Below are 21,214 nucleotides of genomic sequence, written 5' to 3' on the forward strand. Positions count from 1 at the left end.
CGCAAGTCGTTATAGCCGCTGGGCGTTGCCGCCCAATGCGTTCTTCGTGTCGAGTACGGGTGTTGTCGTGTCTCGAAGGACGTCCAAGTTGAGGTCTGAATGGTCGGTTACGAGCACCGCGATGTCAGCGTCGTTGACATTTGCGAGCGTCATGTCGATCCGTTCGACGCCTGCTGGCCAGCGCTCCACTTCAACGTGGCTGTCAGCCGCCCGCACCGTTGCACCGTACTCGTGCAGCAATTCGATCAATCGCAGCGAGGGGGACTCCCGGATGTCTCCCGTGTCTCGTTTGTAAGCGAGACCAGCCACGAACACGGTTGCGCCGTTGAGCGCTCGCCCCTGCGTATTCAGCATCGTCATCAGGCGTTGGACAACGTAATCGGGCATGTGGTCGTTGACATCATTAGCGAGTTCGACAAATCGGAAGTTCTGCCCGAGCTTTCGGCGCACTTGCCAGGACAAGTAACTCGGATCCACAGGCAGGCAATGTCCGCCAACCCCTGGGCCGGGAGTGAATCGCATGAACCCAAACGGCTTAGTGGACGCGGCGTCGATGGACTCCCAGACATTCACCCCGAGCTGATTTGCGAAAATGGCGAGCTCATTAACCAGCGCAATGTTTACGTGCCGAAATGTGTTCTCGAGGAGCTTTGTCAGTTCAGCTTCCTTCGGGGAGCTCACCGGCACTGTCTGGTCAACCAGGCTGTCGTAAAACTCCTTCACCGAAGTCAAAGAATCAGCGTCGATCCCGGACACAACCTTTGGAGTCTCCTTGAACCCCCAGGTCTTGTTTCCCGGGTCGATTCGTTCGGGGCTGTAACCAACGTGAAAGTCATCGCCTGCGATGAGGCCTGACCCTGACTCAAGAATCGGCACAAGGAGTTCCTCGGTCGTGCCTGGATACGTAGTGGATTCAAGAATGACCGTAGCTCCGCGCCGAAGGCCGACCGCCAGAGATGCCGCTGCGCTTTCAATGAACGACAAGTCGGGAAGGCTTTCCCGGAGTGGAGTCGGCACTGTTATTACCGCTACATCGAAGTCATGTGTGTCTGCATAATCCGAGGTTGGAAGGTACCTGCCCGATGCGAGTGCGGACCGAAGCGTTTCTGTCGAGACGTCGTCCACATAAGATTCGCCTGCTTTGAGGGACTGAACTCGGGGGAGGTCAAGGTCGACGCCGACGACCGTGTGGCCCACACCCACTCCCCGCATGGCGACGGGTAGGCCGACATAGCCCTGACCAACGACAACGACCTTTGACATCTAATATCCATTCGAGACCTATGCGGAACACTTGAGCGCTCCCCAAAAAACCCTAACGGATCAAATTCACCTTCCGATGCCAAAACCCGCGCACGCTGATATTGGGGTGAGATCGTTTCCAACTTGACACCTGTGACCGATGCCGTGCTCGACTGCGTCGCGGTCAAGCAGTAGGCAATCGTTCATCGGCGAAACGGGTTACGAGGCAATCGATTAGTGAGTCTGGTCCTATAGATAAATGCTCCGAGGCCAAGCAGCAGCGCTAGAACCAAGCTGCTGCCGAGCGCAACCAACGCGAGCAGGGGCGGGCCCGAGTCTCCTTCCTCGTTGCTGAAGTCGGTGTCCCATGTGAAGGTCGCCGGCTCAGGGGCTGAACTCGGCGTTGGCTCCATCGTGACACTTGGAGTGGGCAGTGGAGCCGTGCTTTCTGCAGGCTCCGGCATCGCCGAAGGCGTAGGTGACGGAGATACTCGTACCATTCCTCCGGGGCGCGTTCTGGTGCGTGGCGACTCGACTGTAGGTGCCTGAGTAGCTGGCGGGGCGACAGTCTCGTTGGGCTCCGGCTCGCGAACGGGCTCAGAGGTTGGCTCCGGTTCCGGTTCCGGTTCCGGTTCCGGGTCGGGTTCCGGCTCAGGCGCCGGAGAAGTGGGCGGCTCTGTGGCGGTCGGTTCTTCGGGATTCGCCCAGGCAACGCCCGGACCTGAGAAAAGGGTAAGGCCAATCGCAAGGGCCAACGCGACGGCGGCTGAGCGAACCGACCTCATCACGGGCCATCCTTTACGGGCTGAGCGTCAGGGCAACGAACGTGAAACCAACTGCCGCAGTCGCGGCGATGACCAGCACGGTGTGGAGCAGCCACTTCGTACTGCGCCCTCGGTTGAGAAATACTCTATGGGATTGCTGCTCTGGGCGGACTCTTGACACAGAGTCGACTTTAGTGGGATTGATACCGGAATGTGGACACCCGCGCAAGGGCGTCACAAGAACTGTCAGAGTTTCGGGGGAAACAGCGGTTCCGGCTCCAACGAACGCTTAAACGCGTTCCGCCAACTCAGGTTCTGTGACGCCTTGACGCAGCAGATAACGAACGTGAGCCAGCCGAATTCAATCAGGATGCTGCTCTCCGCCAGCGACGCGGTTAGCAGTGCGGCGAGCACGACAGCCGGCCAGGTGAAGATGACGCTGCGCTGGTGCGAGGCGAGCAACCAGGAGCGGACGAACGCGAGACCGACCAAAAGTACGAACAGAGCGATCCCGATCACGCCGAGCTGGAACCACACATCGAGGTAGGCGTTCGAGGCCGAGACCAGGGGGCGCGGGCTGAGGGTGTCGAACAACAGGTAGGGCGGGACATCCGGATGCCACTGCCCGACCCAGCCCCAACCCTCCGTGGAGTGAAGCGGAACTAGTGACCAGACCTGCTGCCACAGCCGCAGCCGGAAATTGAGTTCGCCGCCGGCGTTGAGTGCATTGACTATCGGCGTGCGCGCCAGCCATACGATGACCCCACCGACGACAACCAGGGCGAGCGTCGCGTACTGCCAGAACTGCCGCCGTTCCATGGGCAATCGACGAATGCCATACAGCACGAACATGGCGGCGATGGCGACAGCGGCGGTGCCAAATGCGATGGGCGACCGGGTAAGGGCAAGCGTGATTCCCGCTCCTAGCACGGAACCAATAGCAACGCCGGTGCGCACGGATCGGGTGCGCCATTCGATCACGAAACTGATCCCGGCGATGACGGCGAGCAGACCGAGTTCGTTGCGGTTACCGACCATGCCCTGGATCGGGCCGAGCTGATCCAGGTGCCCGGCGATGCCCAGGAATTTGATCGGGACGTCGAGGAGGATGCCGGACAGCAGCTCCAGCACTAAGGAGAGGCCGAGCACGAAGCGCAGCACATCGCCGAACGAGCGGATGATCTGGATGGTGTCCCGCACCAGCGCCACGTACACGCCTAGCAAGGTGAAGCCGATCAGGTAGGCGACGCCTCCCACGGTGGCCCACTGGTATTGACTCCAGAACACGGATGCCACGGCCCACGCGAGGAACACGAGCAGTGAGATCGGCACCACCCCGGTCCAGTCGATGCTGTCGCGCCGGGCGGCGAGGCTCACCAGCGCGAGCGCGCTCACGGTGGCGAGCATTGCGATAAGGCCCGGCCAGCCGATGGTGCGGTGAAGCGCGTACGCGAAGACACCGAGGCCGATCGCCGTCGTGGAGAGAGCGGAAGCCAGCCGCGCGGAACCGAAGGACGCCAGAAGGGCGACGCGCAGACCGGTTCGACGATTCATCGACTCAACGCTACCGGTCGATGAGGTCCGCCGTCCGCGTCGTTAGATCGCGCGACTCTCTACTTAGAATCGAGACGAGAACCCAGCCGATGGCAGTCCCGGCGGTGTTCGCGACGACGTCCGACACGGTGCTGAACCGGCTTGGCAAACTTAACTGGACCAGTTCGATGGTGACACTCGTCGCGAATCCGAGCAGTGCGACCGCCCACCAGAGCAGGCGTGTCGTCGCCAGACGGACGAGCACGCCGAACGGGATAAACAATGCGATGTTGGCGAGGAACTCGAGTACGACGTAGCCAGGCATCCGAGGGATGCCCAGAGTGGCGACAAAGTCGGCGGCCCAGGCGACAACGCCGGTGACCCGGCTGGCGTCGTCGGCCGGTGCGAACACGATCCACGCGACCGCGATCAAGTACGGCACGAGCAGAATCCGGGCCAACACAGGATTACGCCTCATGAGGTCGTGAGCCTAACGGGTTTTTGGGATGCGTCGGGTTCGTTGGTCGTTTTTCTTCGTGGGTCGGAATGAGCGACTTAACCCTCCACCGCACTCTGTCGGGGTTGATGCATTGCACGCAGCACGCGGGCGCCTCGAAGCGATTCTGAAATCAGGCCGCGCGGGAACGCGGCCTGGTAGATCGCGACCAAGTTCCACAGCGAGAGCCCGGAGTTCTTAGCATCCCACCAGTGTGAGATGGACAACTTCCTCGATTTCACCGGAGCATTCGCTACTCAGTGATCTGAGTTGAACGTTCGGTCCGACGCTGGGCTAAGTCCATACATCCGCCACGCCGTTGGAACGGGATACGTTCATCGCGGCGCTCCCGGCGATGAATGTGTTCTTCGAGGGGCTGACATGAAACCCTGAACTACCGCTCCCGGTGACAACGTTTCCTTGGATGACGATGCCGTCACAGCCCAGAGCGGCGATACCGTACCCATTGGCGCCGATCACCCGGTTGCCCATCACGATGTTGTCGTGAGTGTTCGCGGAACCGTCGGTCACCTTCCCGATGCGGATGCCGGTCTCCATACCGCCACCCCCTTCGAGCAGGTTGTTAGCGATGATTGCATTAGAAGTGGCGCACTGGATCCCGGGGCAGGATGACCGAATTCCGATGTTGACTATGTGGTTTCCGAGAACGAGATTACGGTCGGCGGGGTTGGGGGCGGAGTTCGAGGCCACCTTCATCTCGACGCCGTGCACGCCCATATCAACGATCGTGTTTCCCTCGATCAGGCCTCGGTGGCCGTCATAACAGTCAATAGCGTCGCGGGTGCCGCGCTCGAACCGGTTATGCGTCACGTTCCAGTACTGCGTCCCGGATGAGAGCTTCAGCATGTCGCCTCGATTGAAATCCACCCCCGAGTCGTGGAACCAGGAATTGTTGATGGTGACGTGGTCTACGCCGCCGATGTTGAGCATGCCGTCGCCCTTGAAGCCGGAGAACGCACAGTTCTCGAAGGTGACGTGAGAATCGAACCCCGCGCCCGAAGTGAACGCTGCGCCTGTGCTTTGAATCGCACCAATGCGCCGCAAGGTGACGGCAAGATTCTCAAAAATCACGTTCTCGAAATGCCAATGCTTGAATGCCCCGGAGGTAAGAGACTGGAAGGCACCTTGAGTCCCAGCAACGCCACCGCGGACGGTCATATTACGGATGGTGATGTTGTCCGCCCCCACTTGAAACGCTGCCACGTCAGGCAACAGGATGGTCGCCGGACCCTCACCTTCGAGCACAATCCCCGGTTTGTTGAGGATGAGCCTGGAGCTGAGTTTGTAAGATCCCTTCCGCAGGCGAACGACCGCGCCCGCAGTCGGCACGAGCCCAATCGCCGCCAGAATCGCGAGACGCGCGTCGGTCGCACCACTGTTGTCAGCGCCCTCAGCGACTGCGTCAATGACCAGGTCCCGGTTGCGAACGTACTTCTGAGAGTTCAGCAGCACCGCAGAGTTAGCGGCGGATAGTTCGCGAGGGATTGAGCTGAGGGGGACGCCGATCAGGCCCGCGACGGACCCGCTCAAGACCATCCGCCGAGTCCATCCGCCTTCCGCGTCGGAGCGTCCAAACATTTTGCCTCCTCGGGTTGAAGATGCAGGCGCATGTCATGGCTTTCGGTACCCCGCAACCGATCGACCACGTTGGCGGGTACCGTTTCGTCGGGCGACTGCACCCGCGCGACGAATTTGGGTTTGCGCAGCATATAACCGCGGCCGTCCGTGGAACAGGGCCGACTTATCCGCATTTGCGATATCGAAGGGCGAGGAGGAGTTGGCCCGGGTGCTCGGTGTGCTGTATCGGACCGTGGACGGCGGTAAGGACCGGGTGCTCTGATCGGCGCCTCGCGCGCTTGAGCGGTGCTGTTTGGGCGTGCGTAACGGTCGCGCTGGGCTGTAAGGATTGGCGTATGCAAGAGGGCACCTCCAAGCGGTTCTGGAACGCCGCCGCGCGCGAGAACGCGGCCTGGTATATCGCCACGGGGTTTCAGGTCGAGAGCCCGGAGTTCTTCGCATCCGGCCAGCGTGAGGTGGACCACTTCCTCGATCTCGCCGGAGTCGCACTCGGCGCGTCCGACACCGTGGTCGAAATCGGCTGCGGCGCGGGACGGATGACGCGGCGTCTGTCCGAGCTCGCCGGCAGCGTGATCGCCACCGATGTCAGCGGCGAAATGCTGCAGCGGGCGGCGGCCAACCTGGCCGACCACGACAACGTCGGCTTCATCGAGCTCAGCGGCGACGGAGACCTGCCGCTGCCTGACGAATCCGCGACGGCCGTGTTCAGCTACATCACCATGCAGCACGTGCCGACCGCCGCGGCGCAGGAGGCCTACTTCGCGTCGGCGCTGCGGGTGCTCGCGCCTGGCGGGTGGGCGCTGATCCAGTTCCGCCGGTCGGGGGTGCTGCCGCGACTGCTCGACTGGGTTGGGCACGTGTGGCATCTGTTCAAAGGGCGGCGGACGCTCGACCGCGCCTGGCGTGGAGCACGGGTGCAGGAATCAGTACTGCTCGGTTACGCGGCATCCGACCTGACCGTGCAGATCCTTCACCTTGGACGACGGCACATCTGGGCGCTCGCGAAGCGCAGCTAGAACGCCTCGAGCCGCGACTCTATCCGCGCGGCCGTGTCCGTGAGGCCAATATGTCCGTGCGCTACTTCATGCACGAGGATGAATGCCTCGTTCTCCGTGAATGTCGTCCGTCGGTGGTTCAGTTCGAGGAACACATTCACGGCCACCCACGCCGCCTTCAAATTGCCGTCGACCAGCGGCTTGTTGCGGGCGAGGGACTCGAACAGGGCGGCCGCCTTCAACGGAAGGGAGTCATACGCCTCGACATCTTCTAACGCGGCCCGCGGGCGGGCGACCGCCCCGGCGAGCAGGCCGATGTCGTTCACCTCCTCGTCGTACGGCTTGCCGGTGACGCGCTCGATGATCGCGGCGAGGTCGTCGGTGCTCAAGTAGACGATCATCCGTCGCCCAACCGCTCAAGCAGCTGGGCGTCGCGTTCGAGCACACGCTGAGTCGCCGCCTTGACGAGCCTCGGATGACTGGCGCCATGATTCGCCGCGAGCATGATCGCTCGCCGGACTGCCTCGTTCTTGCTCACACCGTGATGCTTAGCGAGCCGGTCGAGTGCGCGCTCCTGGGTCGGGTTAAGCCGCAGGGTAAAGGCCATGGCGCAATTGTAGGGGTGGCTCTGATGTGCCGGGGCTATTCGCCAAGCGCGTCCCCGACGCTCGCTCGGATGGCCGCGACATCCGGATGCTCCAAATCGATGTCGCCGAAAGACAGCATCTCCAGACCGTGCGAGCCCACCTCGTCGGCCGCGCGCAAGAGCACGGGCAGCATCCCGGTCGGAAGGTCACTGCGGACAGCGTCTGCGATGGTGCCGGTGTGCAGGGCGAGCTCTGCCGGATTGACCTGGGTCAGTAGTTCCGTCAGCAGCACTTGCTGACGCTCCATGCGGTCAGCTTCGCTCGTGCTCATCCGCGATCGGGCGAACCATGCCGCTTCCACGCCGCTCAGCCGCTGCTCGCCCGGCTCGATCCAGCCGGCAACACCCACCTGGTTCTCATCGCCACCAATCGGCAGCCGCTCCCGCACATCGACAACCACCCCGCCGAGCGCATCGACGACCGCTGCGAGCCCGGGGTAGTCGATCACGACGCTGCCGTGAACGGGAAGCTCAAGCAGACCTTCGAGTCCGTCGCGCAGTGCCTCGACCCCGGCCGAACTGCCGGGCGGAATCTCGCCGGCATAGAGCTCAGCCCAGCTCTCCTCACCGTAGGGATACAGGAAGCCGAGCTGGCAGGCATGCCCGCAGTCGTACACACCGCTGCGCCAGATGCTTCGCAGCGGCGAGTCGTCGGTGAGCGGAATTTGCTGCAACCCGCGCGGCAGAGAAATCAGCAGCGAAGCCCCGGTGTCGACGTCCACGCTAAGCACGGTGATGCTGTCGATCCGCTGGCCGTCGCGGTCAACGTCGGCGTCGCCACCGAGCAGCGCAATGTTCCACCTGCCCTGCCATGTCTCCGGCGTGGCAGCATCCGTGAAGAACCCGGCTGCCGCGGATCGCGCCGCGAGCACGGTAACGGTGGCCGCGGCAGGGGGCGCCGACGACAGCAGCAGCGCGCCGACCGTGACCATGACGAGGGCAGCGACGGAGGCCGCCTTGACTGACACGCTCACGCGTCGGGCGACGATTGCGGTGTGCACGCCGAGCACGAACCACCAGGCGGCGAACAATCCGAGCGTGAGGGCAATCACTGGTGCTCCGGCCGGACTCAGAGCAATAGTGAGCACCGCCACAGGGGCCAGCAGAAGACCTGCAGCTGAAGCAGCGATCAGCACCCACCCGGCCACCGCCACCCACTTCGCCGTCGTGCCAAGCCGCCGCTGGCCGTGCTCGCGCTGCAGGCGGCCGGGTATGAGGAAGCTTGCCGCCGCGAGCCGCCAGGCGGGCTCCGAGCGAGCCAGTTCTGGGGGAGCGGCGAGTGTCTCGATGGGCAGCACTGTACCGGATTGCCGAGGGACCCTCGGTACTGTGGGGGAGTGGCGCAGAAGAGGCGGGGTCCCGGAAACACGGTGAAGGCCCGTCCCGACGGAATCGGAACCGTCGCCGTCTGGCTGGCGGTGCTCGCGCTGGCAGTGTTCCTTCCCGGTGCCTTCAACCGGTGGTTCCTCCCCAAGGAACTGCTCATGGTGGCCGCGATCCTGCTCGCCTCTCTCGCGGCCGCGCGAGGGCGCCTGCCCCGGATGATCTGGCTGGGCATCGGTGTCGGAGTGGCCATCCTGCTCGGCGCTGCGTTGGTATCGACCGACCCGGTGGCGGCCATTATGGGCCGGTGGCCCCGGTACGAGGGCCTGGTTGCCCTCCCGGTGTACCTCGGCGCCGCCTGGCTCGGCGCGCGACTTCTCGGGCCGGACGCATCCGCAAGCCGACTGACGACGTTCCACCGGGCACTGGCCGTGGTCTCGCTGCTCATCGGCGGCGTCTCGCTGCTGGAGTCGGTCGGGCTGCGGCCGCTGGACACCGATCTGTCCCGGCCGGGCGCCCTGCTCGGCAACGCCACCGATCAAGGACTTGTCGGCGCCGCGCTCGCCGTGCTGCTCATGCCGCCGCTGATGTCTGCGGTCGCCGCCCTGCGAGCCGCTCCCCGCGGGCGACGATCGCTCGCCCACCCGGTGCTCGTTGGCGCGGCTGTACTCGCGGGGATCCTGACCGTTGCGGTGTCCGCCAGCAGGGCCGGCCTGCTGGCGTTGCTCGTCGGCATCGTCGTGGTCGTCATTCTGCACGCGCTGCGTCGGGCCGCCGCATCCGGTGCCCGCGCCGGACTGTCCACTCTGGGTTGGGGTGCCCTGCTCGCCGCCGCCGCGCTCGCCGTCGTGCTGCTGCTGCCCGACATGCGCGCGCGCCTGCTCGGGCTCACCGGGTTGGCGGCGCAGACCGTAGACGACCGGATGCTGATCTGGCAGACCAGCCTGGGAATGGTCGCCGATAAGCCCCTGCTCGGATGGGGGCCGAGCGGCTACCTCGACGCGGTCGCGGTGCGCCACGGGTCCGACTGGTTCGCCACGGTCGATGCTGGAACCACGCTGGACTCCCCGCACAACTGGCTGCTGCAGGCGGCCTCGGCGGGCGGCATCCCATTGCTGGTTACGGCGGTCGCGCTCGCCGGCGTGATCGCGGTTCTCGGCATCCGGCGGCTGCGCGCAATGCCTGACCATGTCGACTCGGCCCAGCGCGATGCGCTTCGGAGTGACATGCTGCAGGGGGCGCTCGCCGCGCTCTCCGCGCTCGGTGTCGGCCTGCTCACGCACTTCACGGCTGCGAGCACCGGCATGCTCATCGGGCTGCTCATCGGCGTCGTCACCGCCGCAGCACCAGCGGCCGAGCCGCGTCGGTGGCGAACCGCGCGCAGCGTCGCCCTTGCCGTGTGGCTCGGCTGGTTCGCACTCACCACGTTCGCCGAACTGCCGCTGGCCGCCGGAACGCTGGCCCGCTCTGCGCCGGAGGCGGACCGCCAGTTCCACGTCGCCGCGGCGCTACGCCCGTGGGATGCCGACCTGGTCTCCATCGCCGCTCAAACGCTGACCGCGCGCGCCGACTCTGGCGATCCGATTGCGGTGCCGCTCGCTCTCGATTGGGCGGAGCGCGCCGCCGAGGCTGCGCCACATAGCCTGACCGCGCGCTACACGCATGCGGTGGCGCTCCGTGCGGCGGGCGACGCGGATGCCGCCGCCGACCTGCTCACGGAACTCCAGCAGCGCCAGCCCCACGACCCGCGCTTCGCCATGCAGTTGGGCATCACCCTCATCCTGCAGGGCAAGCACGCCGCCGGGCTCGAGTGGATCGAAAAGGCGCATGCGGCGACCCCCGACGACGAGACGATCGCGCGCATGCTCGACTGGGCTCGGCAGGCTGGCCCCTAGGATGCGGGGCCCTGCATTTGGGGGTGGCCGCTTCATTGACAAGGATCTGTCACTTTGGTTACTTTCGTGAGCGGGAGCGCGGTTGAGCCGCGCTCGTTTTGTGCGCTCTTCGAAGGGATCCAATGCTCACCCGACTTTCCGGCCTGCCTCGGCGGGCCGTAATCGCTGTCCTCGCCTTCTTCCTGCTACTCGGTACGGTGATGGCTGGCGGCGTGACCGCTGCCCACGCCGCTGAAGCACCAAACTTCGGGACGGTTCAGTTTCTCGACAGCACCGGTGTGGGGATTCCGAACGCTCCGGTACGGGTGACTCCTGACAGCTCCGTTGCAGGCGTTGGATACAGCTTTACGGTGAGAACCGACGCAAGTGGCGTCGCCAATCTCGCTGGAGCCGTGCCTTCCGACTACCCTGCGGGGTGGGAATACACTCTGTTCGTCGAGGCGACCGCCGGCACTGTCGTCCCGCAGTATTGGGACGGGAAGTCTTCGACGCTGACACAGCGTGTGACTCTTAGCGTGATGACGCCCTTCCAAACGCTTCAGATGCCAGGCCGCGTCTACAACACCGGTCTTGGTGGCACGATCACCGATGCCCTATCCAAAGCCCCGATTGAGGGAATCGGCGTCTTCGCTCAGTCTCAATCGACTCCGCGGTACTACAACACTTCGTCCGGCACGGGCGGAGGCTACGAGCTGGGCGTGCCGACCGGCACCTATCGCATGGATTACCAGCAGCACTCGAGCAGTTTCGCCACTCCCACGGCCCCGTTCGGCTACGGCAGCTTCGACGGGCTAGTCACTGTCGAGGATGGCGCCGCGCTCTCAGGCGTGAATGTAGAACTCATGCCGAACGGACGCATCAGCGGCACGGTGAGCACCCTGACGGACGGCGCTCTCGTCCCGGAGCCCTCACTGGTGAAGGTCGTGGACCGAGACACCGACAAGATCTTCGGTGCATATGCGGGCGATGACGGCCAGTATTTCGTCAACGTGCCCCCGGGCAGCTACTCGGTCAGCTTCGATAAGTTCTCGACGGGCACGGGCGCCGACACGGATGGAATCCAGTTCTACGACCGGGTCTCGAAAGCGGGTGACGCAACCCCAGTGCGCGTTAAGGCTGCCGAGGAGACGAAAACCATCAACGGCGTATTCGGTGCTGCCGTCGACTCGGAGGAGCCGCAGATCATCGCGGGAGCCGCGACCGTCACCGGTACCCCAGCGTTGGGCAGCACGCTCACCGTCACCCCCGGTACCTGGACCCCAAGCAACGTGAACCTCACCTACAAGTGGTTCCGGAACGGGCAAGAAATCGGGGGGCAGACCGCGTCGTCCTACGCGCTCACGACGGCGGATGTCGGACTCGAAATCTCTGCCTGGGTTAGCGGCACACGCGATGGCCACGTGCCCGCTGGTGTAAGCACGCCCAAGGTCGGCCCGGTCATCGACCCGAACCCCGGTTCTGTGACCGTCACTGCCGTGGACGCGAACAAGAGCAAGCAGACGGGCGTGTTCGTTGCGCTGGTGAACCGTAACGCCAGCCACGCCGCTCAGACCACTCAGACGGATTCCTCGGGCATCGCTAGCTTCAGCAAGGTTCCGGCGGGTGAGTACGTCGTGCACACCTATCCCGTTCGCACTGGTCAGAAGGCCGGGAGTGCGTTCATCACCGTTGCGCCGTCTGCCGAGACTGCCACCACGGTGGCCTTCGGCGCAGTCGCGAGCCTGCCCGAGAACGTCACCATCGAGGGGTCGTCGATTGGTTGGAACGGTCTCACGAGCATCCCTGCCCGGCAGAACCTCGACTTCACCGTCGAGGGTGCACCAGACGCCGTGAGCGCGAAGTACACGGTGACGCAGGGCGACAAGGCGCTCGCGACGGGTGCGCTTGAGGAGGAGTCATCCGGAACCTACAGCGCTGTCATCCCGGCTCTGGCAGTTAGCGGCGAAATAACAATCACCGCCACCCTGGAGTACGCCACGGGCGGCCCGGTCACGATTGAGATCGAGGCCTATATCGACCCGAGCGGAACCGTGGTGGACCGCTTCGGTACGCCGGTGGTCGGGGCGATTGCCGAGTTGACGCGGTCGGACACCGAGACCGGTACGTTCACGGCGATTCCGGATGGCAGCATGCTGATGTCCCCGCGGAACCGCACCAACCCCTCGGTCACTGACAGTGCAGGTTACTTCGGCTGGGACGTCGTCCCCGGCTGGTACAAGGTGCAGGCCACGCGCGGCACCGCGACCGTGCTGACCGCCGCGATGCCGGTGCCGCCGGAGCAACTGAACCTCGTGCTGGCGCTGCCGGACGGAGCGGCTCCGGCCCCCACCACCGCGCCGCAGATCACCGGTAAGCGAACCGTCGGTGAGGCCCTCACCGTCGCCACCGGCGCATGGCCGAGCTTCGATGGTGACCTCGCGCCGATCGAGGTGCGTGGATACCAGTGGGCGCGCGATGGTGCTCCGATCCAGGGAGCCACCGGCAGCAGCTACACGCTGACCAAGGCGGATTCCGGCAAGGTCATCGATGTGGTGCTCACCATGGGCCGCAACCTGACGGCGGATGCCGGCGAGATCGTGTCGTGGCAGTACAGCGTGAACGGCGCGAACACATCCGCGCTCGCAGCGTTGCCGGTCACCGGTTCCGACGGGGTGGCAGGGTCGCTCGCCGTAGCGCTGGCGCTGATCGCCCTGGGTGGACTGGCGCTGGGCGGATCCCGACTGCGCCGCACCATGCGCGCGACCAAGTAACCCTGAGACGCGAATGCGCCGCTCGGCTTCTGCCGGGCGGCGCATTTCGTATCTGCGGATGCATGGATTGGCGTGGCGGGCTCGCAGCCATCGCATTCGTGCTACAGCCGTGCCGGGTCTTTGATCGCGTCGGATTTCAGACGAATCGCCAGCGCGGCGAACATCACCCACCAGCTCTCGACCAGCAGGTGGCTCTCCGACGCTGATTGCACCAGCAGCAGCACGACCACGAGCAGCGGCAGGGCGGATGTCGCGTCGTACGCCCCTTCCTGGGTGAGCCCGAGCCGCGGTCGGTCGGTCGCGGCGGTCCACGCGCGGATCAGGGTGCGCACCACCAGCAGCGCGAAGACCACGAGTCCGATGATGCCGAGCTGCAGCCAGACATCCAGCCAGGCGTTGTGCGCGTGCGTCTGGGTGACCCCGTTGATCGTGACCAGCCCCTCGAACGGTTCTACCCAAGGCGTCCAGTAGCTGACCCAACCCCAGCCGAACCAGGGACGATCGTCGGCGACGCCGATGACGGTGTCCCAGATCTTCGTGCGGTTGGTGAGCGTGGAATCCTTGCCCAGTAGCGCCAGCAGTTGCTCGCTGAAGAAGGTGACCGCGATCACCGCGCCGAGCACTGCGGCCGCGGCGATGCTCGCGATAGTCACCCGTGCGCGCTGGCTCTTGTATCGACGCACCGCCAGCACAAGGACCAGCACGGCCGCGACGGCCACAAGCGCGATGAGCACCCCGGCCGAGCGGGTGAGTAGCACGATTCCGGCGGCGACCACGATCCAGCCGGCGTGCCAGGCTTTGCGGTTGCGGTCGTCGACGAACTGGATCGCGAAGACGATCAAAGCGCCCGCGGCAAGTGTCGCGGTCGCGGTGGAATTGCCCAGCAGACCCTGGATCTTGCCGTCGACAAAGAGCACATTCCGCGACCACTGCTGCATCTTCAGGGACTCTTCCCAGCCGATGCCGAGCCAGACAGGGCTCACCGGATGCCGCACGAACCACGACACGATCAGCTCGAAGACCAGCGACAGTCCGAGTATCCACCGCGCCATCAACGCGAAACCGTCGCGCAGTTGCGCCCTAGTGGTCAGTGCCCCCAGCGGCAGCGCGAGCAGCACCCCGGCGAATAGGGCACCGACACCCAGCAGCGAGGACAACGGGTACGCCGACCAGCTGATGCTGAGAGCGGCCAGCAGCATCCAGATCACCAGCGTGTACGGGACGAAGTTCCAGTGGATCTGGCGCCGTTCCCGGATCACCCACACCAGGCTCAGGGTCAACGCCGCCGCAGCGGCGATACCCCAGCCCCACCAGCCCAGCGCGTTCCGAATCGCTGGACCGCCGACGGCGACAAAGAAGAGGAACGCGACGGCACCGACCCGGATGTCGCGTGCGTTCGTCATGCGTACGAGCGTAGTCGGCGCAGAATGTGCCCCCACACAAAAGGGCACCGACAGGTTCGTCCCAATAATGTCATCAGCGCTTGGCTGGACTTCCGGGTTCGACCTGCCGGTGTCGTCTTCTACGATGATGCGCTCGTTGCGCGGCGGGTGCAAGGGGTTTTGGCAAGTCACATTTTTGAAGTTTCGTAGTGAACACGCTTCGCGTTGAGAGCCCGCCCGCTAGATTTGGCTCGAAGGGAAGCCGAGCAATGCAGGAAACGAGTGCCTCACTGTCACCCGCGCTACTTACCAGACCGGTTGTCGCGTGCCTCTATGCCGAGGGCATCCTCGGCGACTCTGATGTCGTAGGGCTTGCCCTTGCTCGTATGAAGACAGGGGAGTCACAGAGCCCCGAAGAGGAGGCCTTGGCGCTGTTGCTCAGTGACGAGTTTGACCGGATACCCGATCTGGTCGGTGCGCCGCCAGTTCCGGAGACGCTTAGTCCGCGAGAACGTCAGACCTACCTCGTTTTTCGTCGGCGGCAGGCCCGTTCGATGTGGGCGGCGCTGGACTACCCGCAGTTCTATATTGAGGAACTGCTTGATGAGTTCGACAACGAGGATCTCTACCGCGAAGCTCGCTTCCTTCGGCCTGTCCCGCGCCGCGAACGCGGGATGGCGAACTACGAGGAAAGGCTCGATCGCGCGATCTTGCGTTCTGCCAAAAGGGCTGAGCAAGCCCGAACCTTCCAGAGACCCTCGATCGTGAACGTGGACCCGCAGTTTTGGGGGGAGCAGGGCCGCGTGGCCCGGATACAGGCTGGCCCACATCGCGGCGGTTTCATATTCATTTACCCGGACACGGCGGAGCCTTGGTGGACGATCGTCATCGATCCGAGCCCGGTCGAAGGTGCGCCGGGAGATCTGTACATCGACGACACGGGGGAGCTCGATTACATGGTGAAGGACTGGGACCTTTTCTGGGTTCCGCGCGACGAGGATGACGAAATCGAACGCGAGCACTTCGGGTGGCGGCCGCTCCGGGGTCCGGGGCCCTGGATCACGGCCGATTAAGGAGGCTCGGATGCGTGAGCGCATCAGTGAGCTCTTGAACGCGGAGATGCCCACCCTTGGCTATTGCAATGGGGGTGCCGCGATCGGGGCGTACATCGGATTCTTCCCTCCTCGTTCCTTGGCATCCGAGCATGACGGCGAGGCAGCGCAGACGGTGTGGGACGCGAGGATCTCCACGGCTGTCGAAGATGAGGGCCTGTTTCCGGGTGACACGTTCTTGGTTGATCCGATGCGCGGAAGTGACTTGGAGTTCCTCGCGAGTCTCGACATCTCACCGGTTCCGTCGCCCGCTGCCGAGTGGGGGCTTTTTTCCCTGTTTCCTGAGAACTTCGCTTACCTCCCGGGAACCCATGACGCCGGGGTGACCGGTCGCTTTTCCGGCGCTGCTCCACTCGCTCGACGGTTGGAGACGCTCCCGCGAACCGGCCGCGTCGATAACCGGTACCCGGCCGACAGTGACATGACACTGCGTCGCGTGACGCGGGAGCTAGACGAACGCTTCAGTTTGGTCGATTCCTTGAGCTCGCTCCTCGCCGCGGCGGGACTTTCGTTAGCGATCGTGCCTGATCGCGGGCCTCTGGTCTTGGGGGACAGCGAAAAGCCATGGACAGAGTTCACCGTGGGGCGGTGGGTTAATGAACGGGAGTGACGATGCGCTACTTCTGCCGGGTTTTCATCGGCACGGGACTCTGATTCTTCGCACGGGGCAGGCCGATGAAGTGCCGTATGCGTTGTTCGAAAACGCTCTTCCCAGTTCCGCAGAAGTACAGCAGATCCTGGCTGAAGGCTTCGGCGTCCACCTGGTGCAAGTTCCGCCCGAGGGGCGTGACCTTCGATTCCTCCGGCAGTTCGTCGGGTTGACGCACCTCGGCGTGATCGGCGTTGAGTACGACACCCGCGCGATCCGTGAGCTCGGGTCGCTGCGAACACTTGAGTTGTCCGTGGCGGGCGCACCCGAAACTGATCTGTCGGGACTGACCAATCTTCGCACCTTCAGCGGATTCCTCCACCCGAATGAGTCGGTCCTTCGCGCCCCTGGGCTGCTGTCCGCGTCATTCCAGGACACGCGCGAGGGCGTCGTTCCGCTAATCCCGTCACAGCTTCGCGAGCTGAGCCTGATATCGGCAGGTAATGTCCGCCAACTGTCGCCGGCCGCGGCGGATCCTGAACTGACCAGCCTCGTCATCAACCGGACACGAACGTTCGACGTGGCCTCGCTCCGAGCCTTCCCGCGGCTCGAGTCGATCTCGTTCATGCAGGTTCGGGAGCTGGCCAACATTGAGGCTCTCGCAGACCTGCCGCTCCGGGAGCTTGGACTGTTGAACGTGCGCCGCGTCGACAACCTCGACGCACTCGGCGCGCTTTCCGATGTGTCGATCGGCGTCTCGGGCAGTCTGACGCTGGAGTTGCGGAGTGTGGCGGGGCGGAGTGAGGCGCAATGGGATTTCTTCCGGCTTTAGACCGGTGGATGCGCGGCAGTCGGAACAGGACGGAGCCTTTACAATGAGCGACCATCGCCCTGCACCTGAGTGGCTGACGCGGTTGCAGGGGGCAATTGCCAAAAACTTTCCCGCAGCGCCCGAGATGCAGGTGGTGGATCAGGGAGTGCTCCGGTTTTACAGGTGGTGGTCGGGCGAGAAGCGAGCCATCTGGATCGACGTCATCGATGAGAGTAACGCGCACGTCTTCGCCGCCGGGGGACTCGAGTTCGAGGTTGACCCGTCCGAGGTAGAAGAGCTTGTCTTAAGCATCGGCCGCTATGGAACTCTAAAAAGGGTTTGTTGGGTGCTCCCGCTGCTCCGTGGAAGTAATGTGAACCGCGGAGGCGTCGCTGCTGGTAGCTGGCAACTGCGAGGGCTGTGGGTGCAGCGCACATGGGCAGGCTGGGGCCAGTCGACCGCGCTAACCGACAGCTCATCCCACTGAAATCGTGGGGACCCAAGCCTCGTGCATTCGACGTGGCTTCGAGACGCGTCACTCGCTTCGCTCGCGGCGCTCCTCAACCGGCTGGTGGGGCGGGGTGGGCAGTTACACGAACGCGGCCTGGCCGGTGATGCTGCGGCCGACGATCAGGGTGTTCATCTCGTGAGTGCCCTCGTACGAGTACAGCGACTCGGCATCCGCGAAATGCCGGATCACGTCGTAGTCGGTGACGATGCCGTTGCCGCCGAAGATCTCGCGGCACCAGGCCACCGTCTCCCGCATCCGGGCTGTCGCGAACGCCTTGGCCAGTGCCGAGTGCTCGTCGCCCTGGGTGCCCTCATCCAGCATCCGGGAGACCTGCACGACCAGCGCGAGGGACGCGGTGATGTTGCCGAGGCTTTTCACCAGCAGGTCCTGCACCAGTTGGTGGCCGCCGATCGGCTGGCCGAACTGCTCCCGGCCGCGGGCGTAGCGGACCGCCGCTTCGTAGGCACCGATCATGTTGCCGACCGCAGCCCAGGCGACGTCGGCGCGGGTGAGCCGCAGTACCTTCGCGGTGTCCTTGAACGAGTTCGCGTTCTGCAGCCGCATCGACTCCGGCACCACGACGTTCTCGAGGATGATGTCGGCGTTCTGCACGATCCGCAGGCTCTGCTTGTTCTCGATCTTGGTTGCCGTGTAACCCTCACTGCCGGTGTCGACGAGGAAGCCCTTGACCTGGTCATCCGCGACATCCTTTGCCCAGATGATGGTCACGTCATTGAAGGTGGCGTTGCCGATCCAGCGCTTGGAGCCGTTCAGCACCCACTGGTCGCCGTCGCGGCGTGCCGTGGTGCGCAGCCCCTGCGCGGAGTCGCTGCCCGACAGTGGTTCGGTCAGCCCGAACGCTCCGACCACCTCACCGGAGGCGAATTTCGGCAGCCACTCGGCGCGCTGCTCGGCGCTGCCGCAGACGCCGACCGTTCCCATTACGAGGCCGTTCTGCACGCCAACATAGGTGCCGACGCTGGCGTCGACGCGCGCCATCTCCAGCGCCACCCAGCCGCGGAACACCGCCGAGTTCTCGAACGGGCGGGTCTCCTCCCAGCCCAGCCCGACCGCCTGCACGCCGGCCAGCCCGCGGACGATGTCGTGCGGGAAGGCGTCACGGTTCCAGTGGTCATTCACGATCGGCCGCACCTCGGTCTCGAGGTACTCACGCAGCCGCATCAGGTGCGCCTTCTCCTGCTCGGTCAACTGGTTCGCGAAACCATAGAAGTCGCTGGGGATCGGGGAGAAGGACATCGTTGTGCTCCATCGCTCGGCGGGAAATCACGAAGAGCCTAGGGCGGTTCACCTTCCCGTCGGAAGCGATTGGTACTTTGGGCTAACCCCGATTGAAGGACGAGGCTGCATGTTTGTAGGCATCACCAATGACCCGCGCCCCTACGCGTGGGGATCGAAGACGGCGATTGCGGAGGCGCTGGGGCGCGAGGCATCCGGCAACCCGGAAGCCGAACTCTGGCTGGGCACTCACCCGGGTTCGCCAAGCCGGATCGTGGATGCCTCGCCGGTCTCGAACCTGGCCTCGAAGACCACTCTGCCTTTCTTGCTCAAGCTGCTGGCCGCCGAGACGCCGCTGTCGCTGCAGGCGCACCCGACCCTGGTGCAGGCAGCGCTCGGCTTTGCCCGCGAGAACGCCGAGGGGCTCGCGCTCGACGCGCCGACCCGCAACTACAAGGACACGCTGCACAAGCCCGAGCTGATCTTCGCGCTCAGCGAGAGCTTCGAGGCGTTGTGCGGATTTCGCCCAGTAGAGCACACCCGCGAGCTGGTGTCCCGGCTGCGTGCCCTTGATGTGGAGGACTCCCCGCTCGACGCCCTGTTGACGCGCCTCGATGATCTGCGGGGCGCGTTCGAGTGGCTGATCAGCGGCGGCCCGGATGTCTCGGCCCTCGTCGACCGGACCGTCGAACTCTGTCAGCGCACCACCGACACCGACCTCGCGTACGGCACGGTGCGGTTGCTCGCCGTCGAGTATCCGGGCGACCCCGGCATCGTCATCTCGCTGCTGCTGAACCGGGTCTCGCTCAGTAGGGGAGAGGTGCTTTACCTGCCCGCCGGGAACATCCACGCCTACCTGCACGGGTTCGGTGTGGAACTGATGGCGGCATCCGACAACGTGCTGCGCGGCGGACTCACGCCGAAGCACGTCGATGTGCCCGAACTGCTCGCCGTGCTCGACTTCACGCCGGTGCCGGTGCCGTACCTTGAGCCGGCGTCCACGGCGGAAAATCTCGAGGTGTTCGAGCCGGATGTCCCGGACTTCGTGCTCGCGCACGTGACCGGCCGGGCGAAGTACCCGCTGCCGGGCGCGGCGATCGTCCTGGTGATCGACGGGGAGTTCACGCTCAAGGGTTCCCGATCGAAGACCGTGCTGAAGCGGGGCGAGGCCACGTATGTGTCGCCTGAGGAACTCAGCCTGTCGATCAGCGGCGAGGGCGAACTCTTCATCGCGTCCACGCACCTGCCGGAGGGCGAGCCCGCGATGCCGTAGTGCGTCCGCTGGTCGCCTGCCGAGACCTGCCCCTGTCCCGAAATCCCAACTCTCGGTGTTGGGAGCAAGCAACAACAGACCTCTCGAATTCTCCTCAACTAGGCTGGGTCGGTGACTGAAACCGCAGAATTGATGCGCCCCCGGGGTTCTCGCCGGACAAAGCGTCACCGGCGCGCATCGCCTGTCACCGTCATCGCTGAACTGCTGATCACGGCCGGTGTGCTGGTGTTGCTGTTCCTCGGATGGCAGTTGTGGTTCAACGAACTCGTGATGGGATCGAAGCAGCACGACCAGGCGCTCGAGACAGCTCAGGAGTGGGAGCGCGACGTCGAACCGGCGCCCGCCAACGCTGAACCCATCGTGCGGCCCGAGCCCGCCGCGGACGGTGAGATCTTCGCGAACCTGGTCATCCCGCGCTTCGGCCAGGACTACTACCGTCCGATCGCGCAAGGCGTCGGGCTGAAAGCGGTGCTGAACACCATCGGCGTCGGACACTATCCCGGTGCGCAGATGCCCGGCGAGGTCGGCAACTTCTCGCTCGCGGCACACCGCACTTCATACGGGCGACCGTTCAATCTGCTCGCCGAACTGCGTAAGGGCGACAAGATCTGGGTCGAAACCGCCGACGGCTGGTACGAGTACGCCTACCTCACCCAGCGAGTGATCCAGCCCACCGAGGTTGAGGTGATCGAGGTGTTGCCACCGGGCCTCACGGAGGTGGACCGGTACATCACCCTGACCACGTGTCACCCGATGTGGTCAGCACGGGAGCGGCTGATCGCGCACGGGGTGCTCGATCAGTTCTATCCGCGAGCCGCGGGCGTTCCGGAAGAGATCGCTTACACGCAGGCGCAGCCGCAAGCAGGAGGTCAGTAATGTACGCAGCTCTCTGGCGGGTGATGCCGGGACCGTGGTGGGTGCGGCTGTTGCTGCTCGTCGTCCTCGCGGGCGTCGTGCTGGCGGCGCTGGCGTTCTGGGTGTTCCCCTGGATCGATTCGTTGCTCGTGACCGAGGTCACCGTGGGGGAGGCGCCCACCGGGGATTAGCCCCTTGAAGG

19 protein-coding genes are annotated in these 21,214 nt (G+C 64.6%); 10 read left to right on the forward strand and 9 right to left on the reverse strand.

The genetic code is table 11. The features are described 5' to 3' along the window. Nucleotides 1-9: 9 nt before the first annotated feature. The 4 genes from GO591_RS02395 to GO591_RS02410 all read right to left on the reverse strand — a co-directional run bounded on the left by GO591_RS02395 (nt 10) and on the right by GO591_RS02410 (nt 5,634). A complete protein-coding gene (locus GO591_RS02395; protein WP_157155342.1) occupies nt 10-1,263 on the reverse strand; it encodes a nucleotide sugar dehydrogenase in 1,254 nt (417 codons plus the stop codon). 989 nt (nt 1,264-2,252) lie between these two features. Then, entirely contained in the window at nt 2,253-3,560 is a 1,308-nt protein-coding gene (locus tag GO591_RS02400) for an O-antigen ligase family protein (protein ID WP_157155343.1), read from the reverse strand. A gap of 10 nt (nt 3,561-3,570) precedes the next feature. Beyond that, nucleotides 3,571-4,017, reverse strand: coding sequence for a VanZ family protein (locus GO591_RS02405; RefSeq protein WP_157155344.1), 447 nt, complete (start codon nt 4,015-4,017; stop codon nt 3,571-3,573). A 312-nt stretch (nt 4,018-4,329) separates the two neighbouring features. Next, nucleotides 4,330-5,634 (reverse strand): right-handed parallel beta-helix repeat-containing protein, encoded by a 1,305-nt coding sequence (locus GO591_RS02410; protein WP_157155345.1) that lies wholly within the window; start codon nt 5,632-5,634, stop codon nt 4,330-4,332. 335 nt (nt 5,635-5,969) lie between these two features. Between GO591_RS02410 and GO591_RS02415 the strand changes: the two genes are divergently transcribed. Beyond that, nucleotides 5,970-6,650 carry a class I SAM-dependent methyltransferase gene (locus GO591_RS02415; RefSeq protein ID WP_157155346.1) on the forward strand — a complete coding sequence of 227 codons (681 nt, stop codon included), beginning with the start codon at nt 5,970-5,972 and terminating at the stop codon, nt 6,648-6,650. On the opposite strand, the gene GO591_RS02420 is transcribed toward GO591_RS02415, so the two are convergent. The 3 genes from GO591_RS02420 to GO591_RS02430 are packed head-to-tail and all read right to left on the reverse strand — an operon-like array spanning nt 6,647 to nt 8,573. Further along, the gene (locus tag GO591_RS02420) at nt 6,647-7,030 is read right to left on the reverse strand and encodes a type II toxin-antitoxin system death-on-curing family toxin (RefSeq protein WP_157155347.1); all 384 of its coding nucleotides are present in this window, start codon (nt 7,028-7,030) and stop codon (nt 6,647-6,649) included. The two genes, GO591_RS02415 and GO591_RS02420, sit on opposite strands and share 4 nt — an antisense overlap. Further along, complete coding sequence (locus GO591_RS02425) at nt 7,027-7,236, reverse strand: toxin-antitoxin system HicB family antitoxin (RefSeq protein WP_157155348.1); 210 nt, start codon at nt 7,234-7,236, stop codon at nt 7,027-7,029. Before GO591_RS02425 ends, GO591_RS02420 begins: the two co-directional genes overlap by 4 nt. A 35-nt stretch (nt 7,237-7,271) precedes the next feature. Continuing rightward, complete coding sequence (locus tag GO591_RS02430) at nt 7,272-8,573, reverse strand: LCP family protein (protein ID WP_157155349.1); 1,302 nt, start codon at nt 8,571-8,573, stop codon at nt 7,272-7,274. 39 nt (nt 8,574-8,612) lie between these two features. On the opposite strand from GO591_RS02430, the gene GO591_RS02435 reads away from it, so the two are divergent. Together GO591_RS02435 and GO591_RS02440 are read left to right on the forward strand one after the other, a co-directional pair. Further along, on the forward strand, nt 8,613-10,493 hold the full coding sequence (locus GO591_RS02435) for an O-antigen ligase family protein (protein ID WP_157155350.1): 1,881 nt from the start codon (nt 8,613-8,615) through the stop codon (nt 10,491-10,493). A gap of 518 nt (nt 10,494-11,011) precedes the next feature. Continuing rightward, a complete protein-coding gene (locus tag GO591_RS02440; RefSeq protein ID WP_157155351.1) occupies nt 11,012-13,243 on the forward strand; it encodes a hypothetical protein in 2,232 nt (743 codons plus the stop codon). Nucleotides 13,244-13,344: 101 nt separating this feature from the next. Here the strand turns inward: GO591_RS02440 and GO591_RS02445 are convergent, their stop codons facing one another. After that, nucleotides 13,345-14,646 (reverse strand): O-antigen ligase family protein, encoded by a 1,302-nt coding sequence (locus GO591_RS02445; protein WP_157155352.1) that lies wholly within the window; start codon nt 14,644-14,646, stop codon nt 13,345-13,347. 404 nt (nt 14,647-15,050) lie between these two features. On the opposite strand from GO591_RS02445, the gene GO591_RS02450 reads away from it, so the two are divergent. From GO591_RS02450 to GO591_RS02465, 4 genes are read left to right on the forward strand one after another with little or no spacing between them, the layout of a single operon-like run. After that, entirely contained in the window at nt 15,051-15,698 is a 648-nt protein-coding gene (locus GO591_RS02450; RefSeq protein ID WP_157155353.1) for a hypothetical protein, read from the forward strand. A 10-nt stretch (nt 15,699-15,708) separates the two neighbouring features. Then, a complete protein-coding gene (locus GO591_RS02455; protein ID WP_157155354.1) occupies nt 15,709-16,347 on the forward strand; it encodes a hypothetical protein in 639 nt (212 codons plus the stop codon). Further along, entirely contained in the window at nt 16,334-17,158 is an 825-nt protein-coding gene (locus GO591_RS02460) for a hypothetical protein (protein WP_157155355.1), read from the forward strand. Before GO591_RS02455 ends, GO591_RS02460 begins: the two co-directional genes overlap by 14 nt. Nucleotides 17,159-17,201: 43 nt before the next feature. Then, a complete protein-coding gene (locus tag GO591_RS02465; protein WP_157155356.1) occupies nt 17,202-17,624 on the forward strand; it encodes a hypothetical protein in 423 nt (140 codons plus the stop codon). 102 nt (nt 17,625-17,726) lie between these two features. On the opposite strand, the gene GO591_RS02470 is transcribed toward GO591_RS02465, so the two are convergent. After that, entirely contained in the window at nt 17,727-18,905 is a 1,179-nt protein-coding gene (locus GO591_RS02470; protein ID WP_157155357.1) for an acyl-CoA dehydrogenase family protein, read from the reverse strand. A gap of 109 nt (nt 18,906-19,014) precedes the next feature. On the opposite strand from GO591_RS02470, the gene manA reads away from it, so the two are divergent. The 3 genes from manA to GO591_RS15735 all read left to right on the forward strand — a co-directional run bounded on the left by manA (nt 19,015) and on the right by GO591_RS15735 (nt 21,203). Further along, entirely contained in the window at nt 19,015-20,157 is a 1,143-nt protein-coding gene (gene manA / locus GO591_RS02475; RefSeq protein WP_157155358.1) for a mannose-6-phosphate isomerase, class I, read from the forward strand. Nucleotides 20,158-20,268: 111 nt separating this feature from the next. Continuing rightward, nucleotides 20,269-21,033, forward strand: a complete 765-nt coding sequence (locus tag GO591_RS02480) for a class E sortase (RefSeq protein ID WP_157155359.1) — start codon at nt 20,269-20,271, stop codon at nt 21,031-21,033. After that, nucleotides 21,033-21,203: a hypothetical protein gene (locus tag GO591_RS15735; RefSeq protein WP_198295530.1), complete on the forward strand. Its 171-nt coding sequence runs from the start codon at nt 21,033-21,035 to the stop codon at nt 21,201-21,203. Before GO591_RS02480 ends, GO591_RS15735 begins: the two co-directional genes overlap by 1 nt. Nucleotides 21,204-21,214: the final 11 nt, after the last annotated feature.

The sequence above is a fragment of the Diaminobutyricimonas sp. LJ205 genome (genome assembly GCF_009755725.1).
GTDB lineage: Bacteria > Actinomycetota > Actinomycetes > Actinomycetales > Microbacteriaceae > Ruicaihuangia.